Source organism: Vibrio sp. Isolate34 (assembly GCF_022397915.1).
Classification (GTDB): Bacteria; Pseudomonadota; Gammaproteobacteria; order Enterobacterales; family Vibrionaceae; genus Vibrio.
On record NZ_JAKEUO010000006.1, the window covers coordinates 1 to 19,123 of the forward strand.

Annotated in this window: 25 protein-coding genes and 3 pseudogenes; 8 read left to right on the top strand and 20 right to left on the bottom strand. The window is 43.3% G+C overall.

Translation table 11 applies throughout. The annotated features are described in order from the left end of the window. Window positions 1–213 (top strand): transposase (locus L1D22_RS08220; RefSeq protein WP_157933609.1); only part of this gene is annotated, 213 nt, incomplete at its 5' end. Between the two features lie 35 nt (window positions 214–248). Here the strand turns inward: L1D22_RS08220 and L1D22_RS08225 are convergent. The 7 genes from L1D22_RS08225 to L1D22_RS08255 all read right to left on the bottom strand — a co-directional run bounded on the left by L1D22_RS08225 (window position 249) and on the right by L1D22_RS08255 (window position 3,573). Then, window positions 249–488, bottom strand: a complete 240-nt coding sequence (locus L1D22_RS08225; RefSeq protein ID WP_239829370.1) for a hypothetical protein — start codon at window positions 486–488, stop codon at window positions 249–251. 186 nt (window positions 489–674) lie between these two features. Next, entirely contained in the window at window positions 675–1,256 is a 582-nt protein-coding gene (locus L1D22_RS08230; protein WP_239829371.1) for an HD domain-containing protein, read from the bottom strand. Between the two features lie 73 nt (window positions 1,257–1,329). Further along, window positions 1,330–1,737, bottom strand: coding sequence for a GNAT family N-acetyltransferase (locus tag L1D22_RS08235; protein ID WP_239829372.1), 408 nt, complete (start codon window positions 1,735–1,737; stop codon window positions 1,330–1,332). 35 nt (window positions 1,738–1,772) lie between these two features. Then, on the bottom strand, window positions 1,773–2,201 hold the full coding sequence (locus L1D22_RS08240) for a GNAT family N-acetyltransferase (protein WP_239829373.1): 429 nt from the start codon (window positions 2,199–2,201) through the stop codon (window positions 1,773–1,775). Between the two features lie 59 nt (window positions 2,202–2,260). Then, window positions 2,261–2,605 carry a hydroxylase gene (locus tag L1D22_RS08245; protein ID WP_239829374.1) on the bottom strand — a complete coding sequence of 115 codons (345 nt, stop codon included), beginning with the start codon at window positions 2,603–2,605 and terminating at the stop codon, window positions 2,261–2,263. Window positions 2,606–2,629: 24 nt separating this feature from the next. Continuing rightward, window positions 2,630–3,106, bottom strand: coding sequence for a GNAT family N-acetyltransferase (locus L1D22_RS08250; protein WP_239829375.1), 477 nt, complete (start codon window positions 3,104–3,106; stop codon window positions 2,630–2,632). Window positions 3,107–3,216: 110 nt separating this feature from the next. Further along, complete coding sequence (locus L1D22_RS08255) at window positions 3,217–3,573, bottom strand: hypothetical protein (protein ID WP_239829376.1); 357 nt, start codon at window positions 3,571–3,573, stop codon at window positions 3,217–3,219. 222 nt (window positions 3,574–3,795) lie between these two features. Here L1D22_RS08255 and L1D22_RS08260 point away from each other — a divergent pair. Continuing rightward, window positions 3,796–4,038: pseudogene (locus L1D22_RS08260) on the top strand (transposase); the annotation flags it as partial. Here L1D22_RS08260 and L1D22_RS08265 read toward each other — a convergent pair. Then, window positions 4,023–4,187 (bottom strand): annotated as a pseudogene (locus L1D22_RS08265) (transposase); the annotation flags it as partial. The pseudogenes L1D22_RS08260 and L1D22_RS08265 sit on opposite strands and share 16 nt — an antisense overlap. On the opposite strand from L1D22_RS08265, the gene L1D22_RS08270 reads away from it, so the two are divergent. Continuing rightward, the gene (locus tag L1D22_RS08270; protein ID WP_239829377.1) at window positions 4,167–4,940 is read left to right on the top strand and encodes an IS5 family transposase; all 774 of its coding nucleotides are present in this window, start codon (window positions 4,167–4,169) and stop codon (window positions 4,938–4,940) included. The pseudogene L1D22_RS08265 and the gene L1D22_RS08270 sit on opposite strands and share 21 nt — an antisense overlap. A 101-nt stretch (window positions 4,941–5,041) precedes the next feature. On the opposite strand, the gene L1D22_RS08275 is transcribed toward L1D22_RS08270, so the two are convergent. The 4 genes from L1D22_RS08275 to L1D22_RS08290 form a co-directional block, all read right to left on the bottom strand. Continuing rightward, a complete protein-coding gene (locus L1D22_RS08275) occupies window positions 5,042–5,650 on the bottom strand; it encodes a sugar O-acetyltransferase (RefSeq protein ID WP_239829378.1) in 609 nt (202 codons plus the stop codon). A gap of 95 nt (window positions 5,651–5,745) precedes the next feature. Beyond that, a complete protein-coding gene (locus L1D22_RS08280; RefSeq protein ID WP_239829379.1) occupies window positions 5,746–6,120 on the bottom strand; it encodes a VOC family protein in 375 nt (124 codons plus the stop codon). Between the two features lie 68 nt (window positions 6,121–6,188). Then, the gene (locus L1D22_RS08285; RefSeq protein WP_239829380.1) at window positions 6,189–6,896 is read right to left on the bottom strand and encodes a pseudouridine synthase; all 708 of its coding nucleotides are present in this window, start codon (window positions 6,894–6,896) and stop codon (window positions 6,189–6,191) included. Continuing rightward, window positions 6,878–7,039 carry a hypothetical protein gene (locus L1D22_RS08290; RefSeq protein WP_239829381.1) on the bottom strand — a complete coding sequence of 54 codons (162 nt, stop codon included), beginning with the start codon at window positions 7,037–7,039 and terminating at the stop codon, window positions 6,878–6,880. The genes L1D22_RS08285 and L1D22_RS08290 overlap by 19 nt, the downstream gene beginning before the upstream one ends. Window positions 7,040–7,222: 183 nt before the next feature. Here L1D22_RS08290 and L1D22_RS08295 point away from each other — a divergent pair, with 183 nt between their 5' ends. Further along, window positions 7,223–7,624 carry a YkgJ family cysteine cluster protein gene (locus tag L1D22_RS08295; RefSeq protein WP_239829382.1) on the top strand — a complete coding sequence of 134 codons (402 nt, stop codon included), beginning with the start codon at window positions 7,223–7,225 and terminating at the stop codon, window positions 7,622–7,624. 30 nt (window positions 7,625–7,654) lie between these two features. On the opposite strand, the gene L1D22_RS08300 is transcribed toward L1D22_RS08295, so the two are convergent. From L1D22_RS08300 to L1D22_RS08335, 8 genes and pseudogenes are all read right to left on the bottom strand, one after another. Then, a complete protein-coding gene (locus L1D22_RS08300) occupies window positions 7,655–8,056 on the bottom strand; it encodes an NUDIX domain-containing protein (protein WP_239829383.1) in 402 nt (133 codons plus the stop codon). Window positions 8,057–8,246: 190 nt separating this feature from the next. Beyond that, complete coding sequence (locus tag L1D22_RS08305) at window positions 8,247–8,627, bottom strand: STAS/SEC14 domain-containing protein (protein ID WP_239829384.1); 381 nt, start codon at window positions 8,625–8,627, stop codon at window positions 8,247–8,249. A gap of 112 nt (window positions 8,628–8,739) precedes the next feature. Beyond that, the gene (locus L1D22_RS08310) at window positions 8,740–9,261 is read right to left on the bottom strand and encodes an HAD family hydrolase (RefSeq protein WP_239829385.1); all 522 of its coding nucleotides are present in this window, start codon (window positions 9,259–9,261) and stop codon (window positions 8,740–8,742) included. A 106-nt stretch (window positions 9,262–9,367) separates the two neighbouring features. After that, window positions 9,368–9,832, bottom strand: coding sequence for an ASCH domain-containing protein (locus tag L1D22_RS08315; RefSeq protein WP_239829386.1), 465 nt, complete (start codon window positions 9,830–9,832; stop codon window positions 9,368–9,370). 219 nt (window positions 9,833–10,051) lie between these two features. Continuing rightward, window positions 10,052–11,123: pseudogene (gene glpQ / locus L1D22_RS08320) on the bottom strand (glycerophosphodiester phosphodiesterase). A gap of 108 nt (window positions 11,124–11,231) precedes the next feature. Continuing rightward, window positions 11,232–12,590: a glycerol-3-phosphate transporter gene (gene glpT, locus L1D22_RS08325; RefSeq protein ID WP_239829387.1), complete on the bottom strand. Its 1,359-nt coding sequence runs from the start codon at window positions 12,588–12,590 to the stop codon at window positions 11,232–11,234. A gap of 447 nt (window positions 12,591–13,037) precedes the next feature. Continuing rightward, window positions 13,038–13,292 (bottom strand): DUF3297 family protein, encoded by a 255-nt coding sequence (locus tag L1D22_RS08330; RefSeq protein ID WP_239829388.1) that lies wholly within the window; start codon window positions 13,290–13,292, stop codon window positions 13,038–13,040. Between the two features lie 109 nt (window positions 13,293–13,401). Continuing rightward, window positions 13,402–14,562, bottom strand: a complete 1,161-nt coding sequence (locus tag L1D22_RS08335) for a PcfJ domain-containing protein (RefSeq protein ID WP_239829389.1) — start codon at window positions 14,560–14,562, stop codon at window positions 13,402–13,404. Between the two features lie 235 nt (window positions 14,563–14,797). On the opposite strand from L1D22_RS08335, the gene L1D22_RS08340 reads away from it, so the two are divergent. The 4 genes from L1D22_RS08340 (at window position 14,798) to L1D22_RS08355 (ending at window position 19,072) form a co-directional block, all read left to right on the top strand. Continuing rightward, window positions 14,798–15,220 carry a universal stress protein gene (locus tag L1D22_RS08340; protein WP_239829390.1) on the top strand — a complete coding sequence of 141 codons (423 nt, stop codon included), beginning with the start codon at window positions 14,798–14,800 and terminating at the stop codon, window positions 15,218–15,220. Between the two features lie 194 nt (window positions 15,221–15,414). Then, entirely contained in the window at window positions 15,415–16,776 is a 1,362-nt protein-coding gene (locus tag L1D22_RS08345) for a DASH family cryptochrome (protein ID WP_239829391.1), read from the top strand. After that, entirely contained in the window at window positions 16,773–18,332 is a 1,560-nt protein-coding gene (locus L1D22_RS08350; protein WP_239829392.1) for a cryptochrome/photolyase family protein, read from the top strand. The genes L1D22_RS08345 and L1D22_RS08350 overlap by 4 nt, the downstream gene beginning before the upstream one ends. Continuing rightward, complete coding sequence (locus tag L1D22_RS08355) at window positions 18,332–19,072, top strand: SDR family oxidoreductase (RefSeq protein WP_239829393.1); 741 nt, start codon at window positions 18,332–18,334, stop codon at window positions 19,070–19,072. Before L1D22_RS08350 ends, L1D22_RS08355 begins: the two co-directional genes overlap by 1 nt. The last annotated feature ends 51 nt before the right edge of the window (window positions 19,073–19,123 follow it).

The window sequence follows — 19,123 nt, forward strand, 5'->3', positions numbered from 1 at the left end:
GAAACGGTAATTGCCAAACGCAATTATGGACAAGATATAGACAAAGACAGTATGGATTGGTGTCTATACAAGTATCGTCACTTGGTCGAAAATGCCTTTGGGAGAATTAAGCATTATCGAGCTATTTCAAGTAGATATGACAAGCTAGAAAGGAATTATGCCAGCATGTTATCGCTGGCATTCATGTTAATGTGGCTACCGATGTATTGTTGAACACGAAATGTACAGCAAAGATCAACACGCCCTAGTTAATGCCACGACTTGGTCCCACATTTTTCACATTGGTATTCGTAATCACTGTCGACATAAAAACCGGGAACATTATGGTCACCTTTAAACAATAACGTCATCAAGTACTCCATCAACACGCCTAACTTCCATTGTTTCTTTTCAGATTCAGCATCGGAAGCGTTAACAGCAAGGTGCGGAGTAATTGCGTTACACTGTTCACAATGATAAGGGTGTTTAATATATTTATTATCAAGCATTTATATAAGCCAGCTAACATGTATAAAGTTGATGCATACTAACAACTTCTCACTCGGTTCTCGAACTTATTGTTGTCCATTAGAGTTTTATTAGAAAGAATTGAGACACAAGGTAAGTGCCATGCATCTTGAATCAGTTGTCATCGAGATCTCTATCATTGAACCGCTAAGGTATTAAATTAGATTTTATTTTAATAGCCCTTTGTCTGTGGCATCTTCAAGTTGCGCTTCTAGTTCTTTCCATAGATCACGACTGCCTTTAGAAATGCGTTCACCATTAAAAGTCATTACTTTATCTTTGGATATGTTGTGCTTCTTCCAGCTATGACCACCACCATGGATGTTATGAAGTAAAGGGGGCACTCTATCAATCGCTTTACCAAATCGAGCTTCTGGTGACTCTCCCACTTCGAATTCAAGCCATAGTTCTAAATACTCTGTTCTTAAATGGCTTGGCAATGACTTAAGCAAGCGCTCAACGCAGTTTCTCTCTTTGAGTTTATTTTCTTCGGTCTCACTGGCGTAAATGATCGTGTCGCCTGCGTCGATTTCCCCTAGGTCATGAATCAGAAGCATCTTCATCACTCGTGCAATATCGATTTCTTCGTTGGCATAGTCTTTCAACATAAGCGCGCTTAAACAGACGAGCCAACTGTGCTCAGCCGAATTTTCATATCGATCCAATCCAACCGGTTTTGTTTGTCGATGAACATCCTTTAGCTTTTCGATTTCAACCATGAATTGAAGAATTCCTTTAATCTCTTCCACGATGATCTTCCTTAACTTAACTTGAGTTGATGAGCTTAGATAGGTAAATGGTCAGCGTAATCAGCCAGAGCCATTAACCCCATTGAACCGCCATTTTGTAATAAGAGACACCCGATTTTTCGAATTCACTTCCCTCAACCGCCATCCCAAACCTTTGATAAAAACCTAAAGCAGAGGTTCGAGCGTCACACCAAAAGTAACTCACATTGAACGCTTGCAGGTCTTTGATGGTGTGTGCGATCACTTTAGATCCAATACCCTGCCCTTGAAATTCGGGCAACGTAGCGAACTTGCGCAGCCTTGCTTCGTCGCTTTCGACATAAACGGATGCAACACAAACTAATAACTCGCCGACAAACGCACCATAATGTGTAGCTTGTTCGTCACCTGGCACCATACAAAACGACATTGGTTTATCAGGCCATAACACCTGATGCCTAACCGGAAGCACCTCTGTCGCTGAAATCTTTCTAATTTCCATATTCGCTCTTTAAACTTCCGACTTGATTACATTGGTTACGATGTTTGGGGGCGGTACGTCATTAAGTGATAACGCTCTAAACCCTCTCCCTTAGTGGACGAGATTACAAAACCTTGCGAGTGATAAAAGCCAATGGCGTTTTCATTTGAAGTTAAACACTTCAATTTCAGAACGGAGTAATGCTCTTTGCACGTATTGAGTAAAGCAGAGCCCATACCAGAACGTAACGTTTGGGGGCAAACATAGAGATGATGGATGAAGCTCTCAGGCTCCCAAACGGAGACAAAGCCTAAGACCTTTTCACCAGAAACAGCCATCCACATTTGCTCACCTTGTGTGTCTTGGTCAAAATCAGACAACTTAAAATCGTTGGCATCGGCCCAATGAAAGGTGTTCTGTCTTGATTCTAGATAGAGTACCCGCAAAGCAGCTAAGTACTTGGGTTGATACTTTCTGACTTCCATGGCGTTCCTAAAAGTACGTATTACTAGGATTAAGGTTAAGGCTTACAAGCCCCTTTCATTTACAGTTGCCAAAAACCGAGTTCAACACCACTTTGAATGACAATGGTACATATTCCGTGACGTGGTAACTCCATTGGTGGTACTGCAACTACAGCACCGAGTGTCTCTGCTGCATTTACCGCTGATTGAATATCTTCAACTAACGTGTAATGGCGTACAACAGGCTCTTCTGTTTCACGAAGTAGCCCTCTGATACCAATAACGCCACCGTTAGACAATTTGGCAGTGCGAGCGCCTCCAAGGTTCATATCGGCATCACTGAACTTGACGTTATAAATTTGAGAATATGTAGCGCAAACTGCATCTACATCAGGGGTTACAATCTCAAGGTATTGAACTTTCATCGATTTTCCTTCTAATTCTCTATGTCAGACGGTTTTAATTGCACCACGCATTATGAATTGTGGACCAGCAGCCCCACCCAAATATTGAGCATTGGTATCTTCAAAGCCACCTTTTTTATAACAGTTAAATGCTGCGGGATTCTTGCAATTGACCGTTAAGTAAACCCAATCATACTTTTCGTAATTTGCTTTAAGGTACGGAAACAGAGCTCTTACTGTTCCAGTGCCGAGCCCCTTACCTTGTTGGTTTTTATCAAGGACAAATGCTCTCAACCCAAGGCTTCCCTCTGGACAGAAATCATAGTGAGTAGCGTAAGCGATATCGAGTTTAAAGAAACCAACAACGTTATTATCAGACTTGATGACATGCAAATGTGTGGTGTCGCTACCATCTAGCAAAAACTCGGCTGCTGTTCCCGCAAATTTCACTTGGTCATCCGCCAACTGAATATCGCGAACTGACGCTACCTGAGAGTCGTTAAGCCTTTCGATAGTTATCATCGTTATTCCTTTTTATCTATCTGGTTGTCCATGATTAAGAAACGGTGTTATTGCTGATGCCCCGTAATCCAATGAGAGTTGATTAGTAAGCCAAAATCTAACCGGCGAGATTAAAACTCGTCACGTGTATCGCGAGAGCTATGGTCAGGAAAATTAAACTTGAGGACGTTATTGTCTTCCAGTGTAAATAGCACACGCCCATTTTCCACACCGGTTTCATTCCTATCTGAACAACCTAGAAAAAGCTCCCAATCAAATGAATACTCAAGTCGGTATTGATTCGCGCTCACATGAACCACGTTTTTGATATTAATGCCGTTAACGACATGTGCCATTTCATCGATATACGACAAATCCGGAACAAGTTTACTTTCAAACTCGCTTGCAATTTCGGTTAAGAAATCGGTCAGCTCAGAGCATAATTTAGCGCCATCAACTGAAGGCTCAGATTTTCGGTCAAACAGCATTCCCATGCTCCTATGGCTAAATTTTAGTGTGAGTACAATGCCCGATTCAGGACAGCGATTATTATGCGAGTTTGTATTCCATTGGCTCCCTATCCCAGAGTTAATGTTTTTTCGTAACAAATGACTAGGGCATGTTGATCTTTCGAGAGTGTTTTTTGAACAGCATGGTAAAGAGTTATAATTTGCTTCGCCAAAAGTAAAAGTAAAACCATAACCAATACCATGCCAAGAACAATGTTAACTGATATTCGCTGGGAACTGTTACTCCAAGTTATGAAAAGTACAGGTCGTATTTACGATAAAATTGAACATCGAATGACATTTGAAGGGATACTTTATCGAATGAGAACAGGTATTCCTTGGCGAGATCTACCCTCTGAGTTCGGAGAGTGGAGTACCGTTTACAGACGATTTAATCTTTGGTCAAAGAAAGGGGTTTTAGATAAGCTTTTCAAAAGCTTATCTAAAACCCCTTTCTTTGACCAAAGATTAAATCGTCTGTAAACGGTACTCCACTCTCCGAACTCAGAGGGTAGATCTCGCCAAGGAATACCTGTTCTCATTCGATAAAGTATCCCTTCAAATGTCATTCGATGTTCAATTTTATCGTAAATACGNTGTTAACTGATATTCGCTGGGAACTGTTACTCCAAGTTATGAAAAGTACAGGTCGTATTTACGATAAAATTGAACATCGAATGACATTTGAAGGGATACTTTATCGAATGAGAACAGGTATTCCTTGGCGAGATCTACCCTCTGAGTTCGGAGAGTGGAGTACCGTTTACAGACGATTTAATCTTTGGTCAAAGAAAGGGGTTTTAGATAAGCTTTTCAAAAGCTTATCTAGCATGGCTGATTTTGAATGGGTCTTTCTTGATGGTTCTATAGTTCGAGCACATCAGCATAGTACAGGTGCAGCGACTGAAAGCTCAGAGCAAATAGGAAAAAGTCGCGGGGGCAACTCAACTAAAATTCACTTAGCTGTGGATAGTGGTGGCCTTCCGATTTGCTTTGATTTATCAGAAGGACAACGCCACGATATAGTGCATGCAGAAAGCTTAGTAGAGCAACTCGATGAAGTTAATACCATCGTTTGTGATAAAGGGTATGACAGCGAACCTTTCCGTACCTTTGTTAAGGAACGTGGCGGAGAAACGGTAATTGCTCAACGCAATTACGAACAAGATATAGACAAAGACAGTATGGATTGGTGTCTATACAAGTATCGTCACTTGGTCGAAAATGCCTTTGGGAGAATTAAGCATTATCGAGCTATTTCAAGTAGATATGACAAGCTAGAAAGGGATTATGCCAGCATGTTATCGCTGGCATTCATGTTAATGTGGCTACCGATGTATTGTTGAACATAAAATGTACAGCAAAGATCAACACACCCTAGTGAAAATACAGAATATTTCTGTCTAGTATGACCAAACTCCCACATTAAGAATCTGGTCAGGATAGCTTATTTAAGCTCGTCTGGAATGCGGCGATCTTTGTGGTAATACTCTCGGTCGCGTTCATTGATTTCTCGTACCACTTTGCACGGGTTACCGACGGCAACCACATTGGCTGGGATATCTTTGGTGACTATACTACCCGCTCCGATAACCGAGTTTTCACCTATGGTGACACCCGGTAAAACAACGGTGTGTGCGCCAAGCCATACATTGTTACCGATACGGACAGGAACGTTGAATTGCGCGGCCTTGAGCCTAAGTTCTGGACTGATGGGAGGTGTGCCTGTCGCGATGGTTACGTTAGGTGCAATCATTACGTTATCACCGATGAATACGTCGGTGTCGTCAACAAGCGTCAGGTTGAAGTTTACGTATACGTTATTACCTAGGTGAGTGTGACGACCCCAGTTGGCATGAAGTGGTGGCTCGATGTAACAACCCTCGCCGACATCTGCGAACAGTCGCTTCATGATTTGTTGGCGTTTGTCACCTTCACTCGGGCGAGTGTGGTTGAAATCGTAAAGCACTTCTAAGCATTGTGTTTGCTCGGCGACCAGATCAACGTCATCACAATAATAAACGTCTTGGTTGTGCATTTTAGCCTTTATATCCATGTTTTAACCTATTTGATAATTACCGAGAGCGGTATAAATTAAGCGATATATGGATAATTTGAAGCGTTTCACTGGCCTTAAAACAAGTTTACGGGCTAACGTGGCCTGATGTTCTCGGCAACACGCCATAGCACGCCACTTGGGTCAGTGATACAAAACTCAAGCATTCCCCAAGGTTGTTCGACAACCTCAGTAACGGTTACTTCAAATTCCGTCATTACATTAGAGTTTTGCACGTGTTGATACCAACTTTTTACGTCTTCCACCAGCAAGTGCATCATGTAATTGTGACAGTGCGCAGGTTCGTAAAAATCTTGTAAAAGGAATGCATAATCGCCGTGACGAAAATAAGCGATATCATGGAACTCCGACATGATTTGAAAGCCTAGAGTTTGATAAAAACGCTTTGATAAGCCGAAGTCTTTCGCGGGTACGAACGACTTTATTTCAGTGACTTTGACGTTTTCCATGATAAACAATTCCTTCTGTTTTAAAGCCCAGAAGCATCGCTAGGCTTTATGTTTTAATTTGTTTTAGGTTACTGGCTGAAAGAGCTAACTTCATCTTCGGTGAGATAGCGCCACTGGCCTTCTTCGACATCTAAACTGACTTCGCCTATTTGCTCTCTGTGCAGCCCTACCACTCGGTTTCCAACCGCAGCGAACATTCGCTTAACTTGATGGAACTTACCTTCTGTGATGGTCAGAAGTACTTCTTTGGGGCTTATCACTTCTAGTTCTGCGGGGCGCGTGGGATTCTTCTCACCTTGCAGTTGAACCCCCGCTTCGAACTTATCTGCGACATCGTCTTTGATGTCACGTGACAATGTCACACGATACACCTTTTTACACGACTTAGTTGGCAGTGTGATATTGAAAGACCAACGTCCATCATCAGTGATCAGCACTAAGCCTGTAGTATCGGCGTCTAACCGCCCTGCGATGTGCAGCTCAGAGGCTTTATCCACCTCAAGATGATTGAAAAGCGATGGGTACACTTCATCGATATTGGAACAGATAGTACCTGCTGGCTTGTGCATTAAAATGTATCGAAATGCGCGTAGCGTTAACACGTCGCCATTAAGCAGGATGGTGTTACTTTCATGAACCTGAATGGATTCATTAAGCACGACTTCACCGTTTACACTTACGTCACCATTATGGATTCTTTCAATCGCTTCTGGCTTAGTGAGATCTGTGCTTTTACAAAGGTATTTATCAAGGCGCATTAATCGTCGGCACCACATTTAGCACAAGGCTTGTAAGTGCGCTCACCTTGCTCAATCACCACATAATCACACACGCAGTTTTCACATAACGCCAGTTTTGGATAAGCGTCTTTCTGTTTCTTTGCGTTGATATCGCCTTCAGTGGTGTAGATCGTTCTCATTTGGAGCCTTTGTATTAATAACTTACGAAGAGAAATTGTATCACTGTTTGCTGTGCGTCGGCGGTTCACTTTGCGAATGATTGTTTGTTCCTCTCCCTCTTTTTGAGCTCTGAGCAACAAAATCAACGTGCCGCATCGTATCAGTGATAATATTAGAAGAGTAAGTTAACTAAGAAGCCACGAATGAAAGATTGTAATCAATGCGGAAAATGCTGTATCAAATATGGCGATGGTGACCTTGCCGCAACTCAAGAAGAGATTGATTTGTGGGAGCTGTTCAACCCAGACATCTTTGAATATGTTCGCGGTAGTGAGATTTGGTTTGATCCTGAATCTGGTGAGCGCCTAACTCGTTGTCCATTTCTAGAGCTCGTTCCGAATAAAGACACCAATGCCCAAGCCAAATACACATGCAGTATTTACTTAGACCGACCGGAAGATTGCCGACACTACCCTAGCCTAATCAATGAGATGGTGAGGGATGAGTGCGAAATGATTGAGGTGGTGGATCTGCAAGATACGAAAAAAGCTCAAAGAAAACTCGACCTTCTAATGAGAGATAGCCGTCCTTCAAGCTTTTCATAATAGGGATCTTTTGAGGATCGTGCTCTGCCGTTAAGCCAAGTACTGGTTCTCTTCTAACCAATCTAGCGCAACCAGTGCTGCTAATGAACATACTGCTCTGTCGTTGCTATCAACAAATTTAAGCTCTTCGATTTCAGCATCTGGAGACAGTTCACCCGTGTAATCTGCAGCGTAGCAAGTCAATTGCACCGATACACCTTCCGCTTTGCCATCGGCTTGTCCAGTAAACGTCTCAACGTATTTGATTGAATCAGGTACTAAATCGACTGAAATCTCTTCTTTGATTTCACGAACCAATGCTTGCTCGTCACTTTCGCCGGCTTCACGCTTGCCGCCCGGTAAGTAAAACAGTTCTTTGCCCTTTGATCTCACCATCAACAGCTTGCCATCTTTAATGAATGTCCAAGCGAGCTTATCAATTACCTTATTCATGTTCTTAGACCTTGTTATTTGGTTATTCTTCTAGTTAGCGCGATCGTATCGCTGTAGGCGCATGTTACATGTAGCAATAAACATATTCTATTAAATTACTTAGGGAACGGCCTTGAGAATAGATAGACGACAGCCTTCAAGGCGGTTCCTTCCGCTTACCACCAGCGACAACAACTTAGCCGCGAATCCATTAGTCAATCAGCCACTCAATGGCAGAGTCGTATTCTTCAAATGACTTAATATCGCCAGACACAAACCAGCTACCGACTTTTGATGCCAGCTCTTGCCAACTTTTATCGCCGCAAATCGCAATCTTGTCGATCTTAGAGTTGAGTTCTAGTCCGAGTTTGAAATCGTCCCATGCGGCGCGCAACTCCCAACCGGTTAATGTTGAGATGTCGACCAGTATCTTCAATGCGGAAGAGTCGAGCTCTTCTATTGTTGTTTTTAAAATTGGTATCATCGCTTGATAATCGTCGTGCGTTAGCTTTCCTTTCGCTTTAAACACGATGATGGTTTCGCAGCTAACACGTTCAATTCCAACCGATATTCCATGACGTTCAATACTCATAACCTAGCCCTTCTATCGAAATCTAGGCTTAGCTTAGAGCATTCAACAGATAACAAATGAGAGGTTGGCTTCAAAACAGACAAGCGCTTGATCTCGGCCGAATATCAGAGAGTTAGTCGTTCTTCTCCGACAGTTCGCTTAGAGATTTAACGTGCACGATATGGGGATGCCCTGACTTAAGTTCAGTTCCTTCCGTGTTCAGCCAAACCACTTGCAAGCCGCCTTCTAACGCAGGATAAATGTCTTTTTCTAGAGTATCGCCAATCATAGTGACATCTTGGGGGGCAATGTCGAGTTTGGCAATAATGGCAGGATAGAAGCCAGAATCGTATTTAGATAAGCCAATACTCGCCTTACAGAAGTAACCATCAATGTATTGGGACAATCCAACTCGCTCAAACGCGCGGATGATGTCAGTTTTGCTGGAATCGGCCGCATTAGTAGCGATGTAGATGTTGTGATGCTTGGACAATTCAGCGAGTAAAGCTTGTGCTCCACTCACTTCTTGTACGGTTTCCCAGTCACACATTTTCCCTTGTGCGTCTGGGAAGTCGATCATTAAGGTGTTACCCCAATCAAATAAGACGGTTTTGGTTAGCTTTGTTTGAACTGTTGATTTTGTAGCTTTGTTCATCATGCCTCCTGCATCGATGATTCTTTCTCATAAGCTAAGATATTATCAAAAGCGACAGTCTAAAAGCCACGCCTTGCAATTCAACAAGACACTCACGGTGACTTCATTATTGATGAACCACTTTGAAACGCTCAAGTACCAACATCATGTCTTCACTCGGTGTGATCTTGAGTTCTTCACATTCACGTGAGAAGAAGTTCCAATGCGCTTTTCTCCACCATGCTAGAGTTTTGTCACCCTCACCTTCTGCGGCAGCAAATTCAGCAGTCACTTCATTGTATGGACACAAGGAAACAGACGTGATTTCAACAATACAGATAGGCTTACCGTCCCAATCGGTAACAACTTGCAAGTGGCCAACAATGGGCATCACTTCATCTTCGTGGCTATACCAATATTCAAGGCTGCAAGACGCCTGCTTTTCGCCTTTCAATATCAGTTGTGCGCACAAATTGGCGTTGTATTCGTCTCCGCAGAAATAGTCGGCACTGAATGATGTGTGCTTCTTGGCCGTTTCTGTCGGCAGTGAGTTTAGGTAGTTATCGAGATAAGCTTGGCTTCTTTCTTCCATGATGGTTCCAATTTCAATATAAGGTTCAGTGAGTACAAGCCTTTGGGCAAACGACGGACTGTGATGTTGGTAACCTATCAAGGAGCGAGATCGGTGTAAACCTGACGAATGTCAAAATGGGGATTTGAGTGGACACGGTAACGGGAAGAAAGAGCTAAAAGCGTCTCTGAACTTTGCTTTCAGCTCTTGGTAGAGAGTATTTTGTAACTGCTGAAAAGCCTAACGGTTAAGGAATTCTACCGCTTTGTCTGGGAAGTCGGTAAACACGCCGTCGACTTTCACTTGGTTGTAAAACACATCCAACATGCCATCGAAATTATCGGCATAGCCCGGAATTCTGCCTGGGTCAGCACGGAACGTATACGGGTGAACGTCTAAGCCTGCGTCTTTGGCAGATTTCATCAACGGTTTAACGATGATGTTGTCTTTGGTCGATGCGTCGTCCACCAGCATAGGTTTCCACGGGCCAATACCATCTGCATAGGTTGCAACTTTTGCCATGCCGCCTTTCTCAAACATCCAATCGTAACTATAAGGTGTTGCCTTATCGCCCTTGTAAGTCATGGTTTCGTTCCAATCGGTGTAAGCCATGAGCTGAACGAGTTTCAAGTCCATTTCCATTGCTGGCATCAGTTCATCGTTGATGCGTTGAAGTTCGTTAGCGTCAAAACACTGCAAATAGACCTTATCGTCTTTTGTTAAGTAACCATATTGATGCAAGGTCGCCAGTACCGCTTTAGAGATGTCTTTGCCTTCATGAAGATGGAACCAAGGCGCTTTGATTTCTGGGTAGATACCTACGTCGTAACCAAGAGTCTTATTCAATCCTTGGATCATTTCGATCTCTTCTGCAAACGTTGGAACGCGGAAATCAGACTGCCACATTGGGAAGCGAGTTGGATACCCTGCCACTCTGTTACCTTGCTACTCTGTTACCTTGCTCATCAAGGTTAAAGCCTTCAGTCACCTTTAATGATTTGATCTCAGCAAGCGTAAAATCTATCGCGTAGTAACGACCATCTTCCCGAGCACGATCTGGAAATCGGTCTGCTACATCGGTAACGCGATCTAGATAATGGTCGTGAAGTACCACCAATTGATCGTCTTGAGTCATTACGACATCTTGTTCGATGTAATCAGGTTTCATTGCATACGCGAGCGCTTTTGCTGGCAGTGTGTGCTCAGGTAAGTACCCCGATGCACCTCGATGAGCAATAACTAAAGGATCAGCAAGTGTATTAGCCGATAAGCTCAGTGCCAATAAAGTTAGGGACAGTGACGTTGTTTTCATTGTTATATTCCTTGATAACAAAGAGGCAGGATATCCCTGCCTCTGTCATTTATTAGTATGGTTGTGTTTGTTAAAACTCACTTAACAAACAATCAAGTTAACGAGAGATTAAGCTATGGCTTCAAGGCTTTTCTCTTTGTGATGCTTACGTTCACCAATAAATGCGTACACCAAACAGATGATTGAAGCGATACAAGCGCCAACCAAGATAGTGAAACCACCATCCCAGCCGTAATGGTCAACCATAAAGCCTAATACTGCGTTTGCCGCAACCGCACCACCTAAATAACCGAATAGTCCTGTTAAGCCTGCCGCTGTACCCGCGGCTTTTTTAGGAGCAAGCTCAAGTGCGTATAAGCCGATTAGCATTACAGGGCCATAGATTAGGAAGCCAATCGCAATTAGAGCCAACATATCAACCGTTGGGTTACCCGCTGGGTTAAACCAGTAAACCAATACTGCGATAGTCACTAGCACCATGAACAAGATACCTGCAGGCGCACGGCGTCCTTTGAATAGCTTATCTGAGATCCAACCACACAATAACGTACCCGGAATACCTGCCCACTCGTATAAGAAGTAAGCCCAAGATGATTTATCTACAGAGAAGTCTTTCGCTTCTTTTAGATAAACCGGAGCCCAGTCAAGTACACCATAACGAATCAAGTAAACGAACGCATTCGCGATAGCAATTGACCACAACAGCTTGTTATTGAATACATACTTAAAGAAGATCTCTTTTGCTGTCATCTCTGTTTCGTGAGACTTGTCGTAATCATCTGGGTAGTCATTTTTGTGTTCTTCAATCGGCGGTAGACCACAAGACTGAGGCGTATCTCTTACAGTGAACCAAACGAAAATAGCAACGAGAGTGGCAAAAAATGCAGGAACATAAAAAGCGGTTCGCCAATCGTCATTGAAAGCCCACAGACCCAATAGGAACATTGGACCAATCAATCCGCCGCCCACGTTGTGAGCAACGTTCCATACCGACACTATCTCGCCACGCTCTTTGCGTGACCACCAGTGCACCATGGTTCGTCCACACGCAGGCCATCCCATACCTTGGAACCAACCATTCAAGAACAGAAGGATAAACATCGCGGTAATGCTGCCCGTTGCCCAAGGCATGAAACCAAAGCAGAACATCACAAGCGCCGACATTAATAAGCCGCCACTGAGGAAATAACGAGGGTTAGAACGGTCAGAAACGCTACCCATTAAGAACTTAGATAAACCGTAAGCAATAGAAACAGCTGCTAACGCAACCCCTAACTCACCTCGGCTAAACCCCTGTTCGATAAGGTAAGGCATGGCCAAACTGAAGTTTTTACGAACTAAGTAATAGCCTGCGTAGCCGACAAAAATACCAAGAAACAGCTGCCATCGTAATCGTGTGTAGGTGCTATCGACTTTATCTGATGATAAGCGATCGATATGCGCCATAGGTTTGAATATTCCAAACATAGGAACCTCATATTATTGGGCGAAGGAAGAATAAAATGCTCGAACGAAAAAATTTACGCTCATTCGAAAACAGGAGGGATTGTATGTGCTTCAGGATTAATTTCTGTGACAGAGATAGCCATTAACAATTAGTTACTTTAAATACAGCAAATTAGTTTCATTTAATTAGACTACGCTTCATATTTTCGACTACATGAATATTATTTAACCAACCAGTAACCGAATGAAAAATAGACAAAAATGAGCAATCGAACACAAAGCAATCAAAGCTGATCGCGTTATTCTTGTTAATGCATATTTGGAAAGACGTTTTTTGTCGCAAGATGAACATGGTTTATCGTTTCGGAGGAGACATATCGTAGATTACAGAGCTAAAAAAGGGCCTAGATTTCTCTAGACCCTTCAATAAATTGCTTTTGGCAGCTACTGAATGAGCTACTACATCTATTAGTCTTCGATGTAGTAAGCTTCTACAGTGCCTTTAAGAGTAATAAGCATTGGCTGACCACGACGATCTAGCGCTTTAGGTGAAGGGATCTTAACCCAACCTTCGCTGATGCAGTATTCTTCAACATCAGTACGCTCTTTACCATTTAGACGAATGCCGATTGGGTATTCGAAACACTCAGCCACGTGGTGTGGGCTGCGTGGGTTGCCTGCAAGATGATCTGGTAAAGCTGGTCTTGAATTAGTATCGCTCATGTTCATTACCTGTATGTACGTAAATAAAAAAAGTGCGTCATTCTAGTCAATATAGGCTTTGTGCTCAACAACTGCTGTAATAAATCGTATTGATAGTTTTAATCAGCGTCTAGTTGTTTGATTTATCGACAATAGTTGCAGTATTTCTAACAAGATTTTGCTTGCTCGTTTCTAACCAATCATGGATAACTTGCAGAGCAGATTCAGACGGCGGTGCATTTCTTTTGCCACAGATTTGGTCAATTTCAAACGGAAATACTTTGCTCGGCACACGGCGCAAGCCTATGGTCAAACGCTGAGGTTTCAATACTCTAAACACCACATAACGGTCGCTCATGATTCGATTATGGTACACCCCTATACAGTGTTTTTGCTCGATGCCCTCTTTCTCGAGGTCGTAGTAATCGGTAATTGGGTGGATGTTGTCATTACCAAGCAGAGGCACAGGATAAGGAATATCCATGTCTACTGGGCGACTGCCTTCTAAACGACGCAGTTGACGCTGTTCCGCCCAACGGTCATGCAGTTGCTCAAACATCGCGAACGAGTTTTGACTGGTAATCGAGCGCAGCGGATCATCGATTTCTAAATCCTGCCCTAACAAAATTGCATCTTGGAACATCGCCATCTTCGATGGAGCATTGAGCCTGCCCTCTTCAACCATCGCAATACCGAGTCGACTGCCTGTCAAAAATGGGGGCACTTGGTCTAAACGCAGCGCTGTGTAGCCAACCTTTGAGTAGTGCTTAAACTTAAGAACGCGTCTCTGTAATGGCTCGAGAATTCGAACAATGTGATCGAGCTCATCACCAACGTTGTAGTGTAGCTCTAGCTTATCGATAAATTTCAGCGTCGCTTTACTGCTGTCTAAGCCCAACTTGGCTAAGATCTTCTTTTGTCCTAAACGGCTGAGCTCTAGCGCCTTTTGGTTATCAACACTGTATTTCATGCAAATCAGCGCCAAGATAACCGGCCTTAATTCAAGCAGTTGCGCCGCTTCATAGGTGTTCGCAGCCAACCATAGCATTTGATACTGATACTCGGGAAAGTCATCAGTGATTTCACGATAACGAGCAGGCAAGGATTCTAACCAGCGACCATTAACATCAAACTGCTCCACAAGATTGAGACTTAACCCAATGCCACCATCGAGCGGGCGTCTACCATCTTCAAACACATGAAAGCCCACGAGCTTTTGCGACCAATCACTGATCTCAATATCGTAATCAAAGCCGAGTGTTCGAGTGGGAATGGTAAGTAATGCTGTCATTGATGCCTCTTCGTTAATGGCGCGTTGAACTGTCGAGCCTGTCTCCTAGCATAAGCTAACGCTCTCACCACTATAACAACCTTTTGTAAATTTCTTATCAATCAAAGCGATATAAATACGAGGGTACTTAGAAGATCTTTGAATGATGATTTTGCGCAATATGAGACATCTTCGATATCATTTGCGCCAACAAAAACTATGCTTAATACATAACCCACAATAAAAGGCTTAAATTATGGAATACCGACATATTCTAGTCGCCGTTGAACTATCTGAAGACACCAAAGTACTTATTGATAGAGCGGCTTTCTTCGCCGATAAACTCGATGCGAGTATTTCGTTTGTTTATATCGACGGTACTCATGGTGAAATTTATCCTGAACTCGTTGATATTCAAGAAAACGACGGTGATTTACCCATCAATGAAGATGCAGTTAATCATCTGAAAGAGTTTGAGGCTTATGCAAAGCACCCTATCAAGCATATCTTCGTGGGTACCGGCGATTTGAACGATAAACTCAAAAATACCATCGAAGCAAACAACGTCGACCTATTGATGTGTGGTCACCACCATGATTTTTGGCATAAGCTTATTTCCCATTCGAAACAGATCATCGACACCTCTCCTATCGATATTCTAGTCGTTCCTATGGAATAGAGGCTTTAACACAACTCCTATAAACATCCTGTCTTGCCAACCTCTATCGGTATTATTGGTTGGCTTATCCTACCCCTATTAAATCACCTTCTTAAACCCAATCTAACTGTCATTCAATCGCTGAAATCATTTGTGATCTTGTTAGCCTATCAACTCGTAAGCGTCTAATAATTAAAAAATAACGAGTGTAAGCAATGAAAAAGATTGGCCTCTATCTGTTTACAAATGACTTAAGAATCAATGACAACCTTTTGCTACATCATGCCACGCAGAGTGTCGATGAACTCATCTGCGTGATTGTAGAACCAACTTTATCTCAATTCTCCGCAGACTTCGCCCAAGAGCTTGAATACGGTTCCCATCGTCGTGATTTCGTATCACAATCCATAGTCACTCTTGCAACGAATTTAGAAGGCCTTGGGCAGAAACTCATTCTTTTAAGTCAGAACCAACTGGAGCCTAATACAACCATTCAAACACTCAGTCGTGTTATTGCTTCACAAAACGTCACACACTTTTTCGCAAGCGCACACTGTGGTTACGACGAACGATCTTTAACGAACGAATTGTTAGACAAACACCCAAATTTGATATCGAGTTTGTCGCACCAATCCACCTTGTTTGAGCAAGATGAACTGCCGTTTGAGTTATCAAAACTTCCACGTTCGTTTACCAAATTCAGAATGCAAGTTGAGCACATAGACATTGATATTGGCGAAACGATCATTTCCCATCTTCCACCAGCTCCAGCATCTCTATCTGAGGAGTCTGAGGTTTTGACTGAGAGTCCGCTCTCTACGCTATATGTGGGTGGCGAAACAGCAGGTTTGGCGCATTTAAAACACTACTTTTCACAAAGCTATGCTCGCTCTTACAAACAGACCCGGAATGCGTTTGATGGCATTGAAAACTCAACCAAATTCTCGTCTTGGTTAGCACTTGGCTGTGTTTCGCCGAAAACAATCTATCGCCACTTAAAGCAGTTTGAAGCGCAACATGGAGCAAACGACTCAACTTATTGGATCTACTTTGAGTTGTTATGGCGCGAGTTCTTCTATTGGAAGGGCTTATCGCTCGGCTCGTCACTGTTTGGTACAAGCAATGAACTCGATAATCAAAACACCTCAACAACATCTAACCTCTGTTTCGCTAAATGGAAAAGTGGCAACACCAACTACCCAATTGTCGATGCCTGTATGCGCCAGCTTAATGCCACAGGTTATATGTCTAACCGAGGAAGACAGCTTGTCGCAAGCTGTTTGATTTATGAATTAGGGATCGATTGGCGACATGGTGCGGCTTACTTTGAGAGTCAACTCATCGACTATGATGTGGCATCAAACTGGGGTAACTGGGCATATATCGCGGGAGCGCTCAACTCTCAAGCAAACAGTCAGGACAACAAGCAAGACAGTGCCAATCAAACGCAACCTAAATCACGTCATTTCGACTTAGTTAAACAGATAGAGATGTATGACCCGAACCATACATTTATCAATAAATGGCAAGCCAAAGATGATACTTCGGTCTCACTTAGCCTTCAGGAAGTGATATGAAATACAAAACCGTGCGCCTTATTTTGGGTGACCAACTCAACATCGAGCACTCTTGGTATGCTCAAGTTAACGATGACGTTATCTACATAGTTGCAGAGCTCAAACAAGAAACCGACTACGTCGCGTCACACGTACAGAAAGTCGCTGCGTTCTTCTCTGCTATGGGCTACTTCGCTGAAGAACTGACACAGCGTGGTCATCAAGTGTTACATCTAACCTTGGATGACACGGCACAATTCAACAACCTCGATGCATTGCTACAGCACTACACACATGAGTTTGACGCTGAAAAGTTCGAATACCAAAGGCCCGACGAATACCGCCTATTACAACAGTTGAACCAGCTAAAACTAACCAAAGCGATCAAAGGTTGCTGCGATACAGAGCACTTCCTGTTCCCATTTGACGAAATTGAACAGCAGTTTCCTAAAGACAAACACATCATGATGGAACACTTCTATCGTCGAATGAGAAAGCGTTTCAACATTCTATTAGAAGACGGAAAGCCGGTCGGTGGTAAATGGAACTACGACGCAAACAACCGTAAGAAGCTTAAGAAGCAAGACATTGAAAACCTCCCCCAGCCTTTGATGTTTGCTAACGATATCTCCTCTATCTTAGAAAGGATCGAACGCCATCAAGTAGAAACCATAGGACAAGTGGGTAACCAGTTATTATGGCCGGTCAATCGGGCGCAAAGCTTGTCTCTACTTGCCCACTTCTGCCAAGTTTGTTTGCCGCTATTTGGACACTTTCAAGATGCGATGACCACAGAACACGACTCGAAATGGAGTTTGTATCACAGCCGCATTTCGTTCTCGTTGAACAGCAAACTTCTTAGCCCCAAAGAAGTCATCGATGCGGCGCTCTCCGCCTACCAAGCATCTTCCAAGGTAAACGCTACAACTATCGATATTGCACAAGTCGAAGGCTTCGTGCGTCAAATTCTGGGGTGGCGTGAATACATACGTGCGGTGTATTGGGCGAACATGCCTGCGTACGCCAACAAAAACCACTATGCCGCCGACCGCCAATTACCGCATTACTTTTGGGATGGTCAAACCAAAATGAACTGCATGAAGCACGCGATTGGTCAGTCATTAGAGTTTGCTTACGCGCATCATATTCAAAGGCTCATGGTCACTGGCAACTTCTGCTTAATCACGGGGATTGCGCCCGACCAAGTCGACAGTTGGTACCTTGGCATTTACGTTGACGCGATTGAATGGGTCGAAATGCCAAATACGCGAGGTATGGCACTGTTTGCCGATGGCGGGATCGTAGGAACCAAACCATACTCTGCCAGCGGTTCGTACATTAATCGCATGAGTGACTACTGCAAAGGCTGTCATTATCAAATTAAAGAACGCAGTGGTGAAAACTCGTGTCCATTCAATAGCTTGTACTGGCGTTTTATGAATCAACACCGTGAAGCATTAAATCGTAACCCACGAATGGGGATGCTGTATCGCTCTTGGGACAACATGGATGAACAAGACCAGCAAGCAATACTCGATACCGCAGAACAACGCCTGACTAACTTGGAGGACTTATAATGGTGGAGCAACTCAGATTACACATATTGGTTATTGGTGGTAACGGCGGCATCGGTTTTGCCGTGGTTAAGCACCTATTGTCTGAGCTGTCTCGCTTTGATTTTCTCGATGTGCATGTCGACGCCACTTATCACTCGCAACAACCTGAACTAGAAGATCACCGTTTACATTGGCACCAAGTCGATGCGACTAGCGAAGTCGATATAAAAGAGCTCAGCACTCAATTTGAAAGATTAGATTGGTTAATTAACTGCGTCGGTATGCTGCATACGCCAGACTTAGGGCCAGAAAAGAATCTATCGTCTATCGACCCAGATTTCTTTCTGAAAAACATCTCCGTCAATACCCTACCTAGCTTGCTATTGGCTAAGCACTTCACTCCAATCCTTAAAGCCAGCGACAATCCAAAATTTGCTGTGGTATCAGCTAAAGTAGGCAGCATTTCAGATAACAGGTTAGGCGGTTGGTACAGCTATCGTTCATCCAAAGCGGCACTGAACATGTTCATAAAAACCATGTCAATTGAATGGCAACGAACACTCAAAAAAGGCACGGTGTTAGCGCTGCACCCTGGTACAACTGACACCGCTCTATCGAAGCCTTTTCAAAATAATGTGCCTCAAGGAAAGCTGTTTGAATCGAGTTATGTCGCCCATCAATTGGTCGATATCATCCGCACTGCGACACCAGAACAAAGCGGGCACTTTTTCGCATACGATGGTGAGCAACTGACTTGGTAATGACGAATAAAAGAAAACCCAACAGAGCAGTTGTTCTGTTGGGTTAATTCG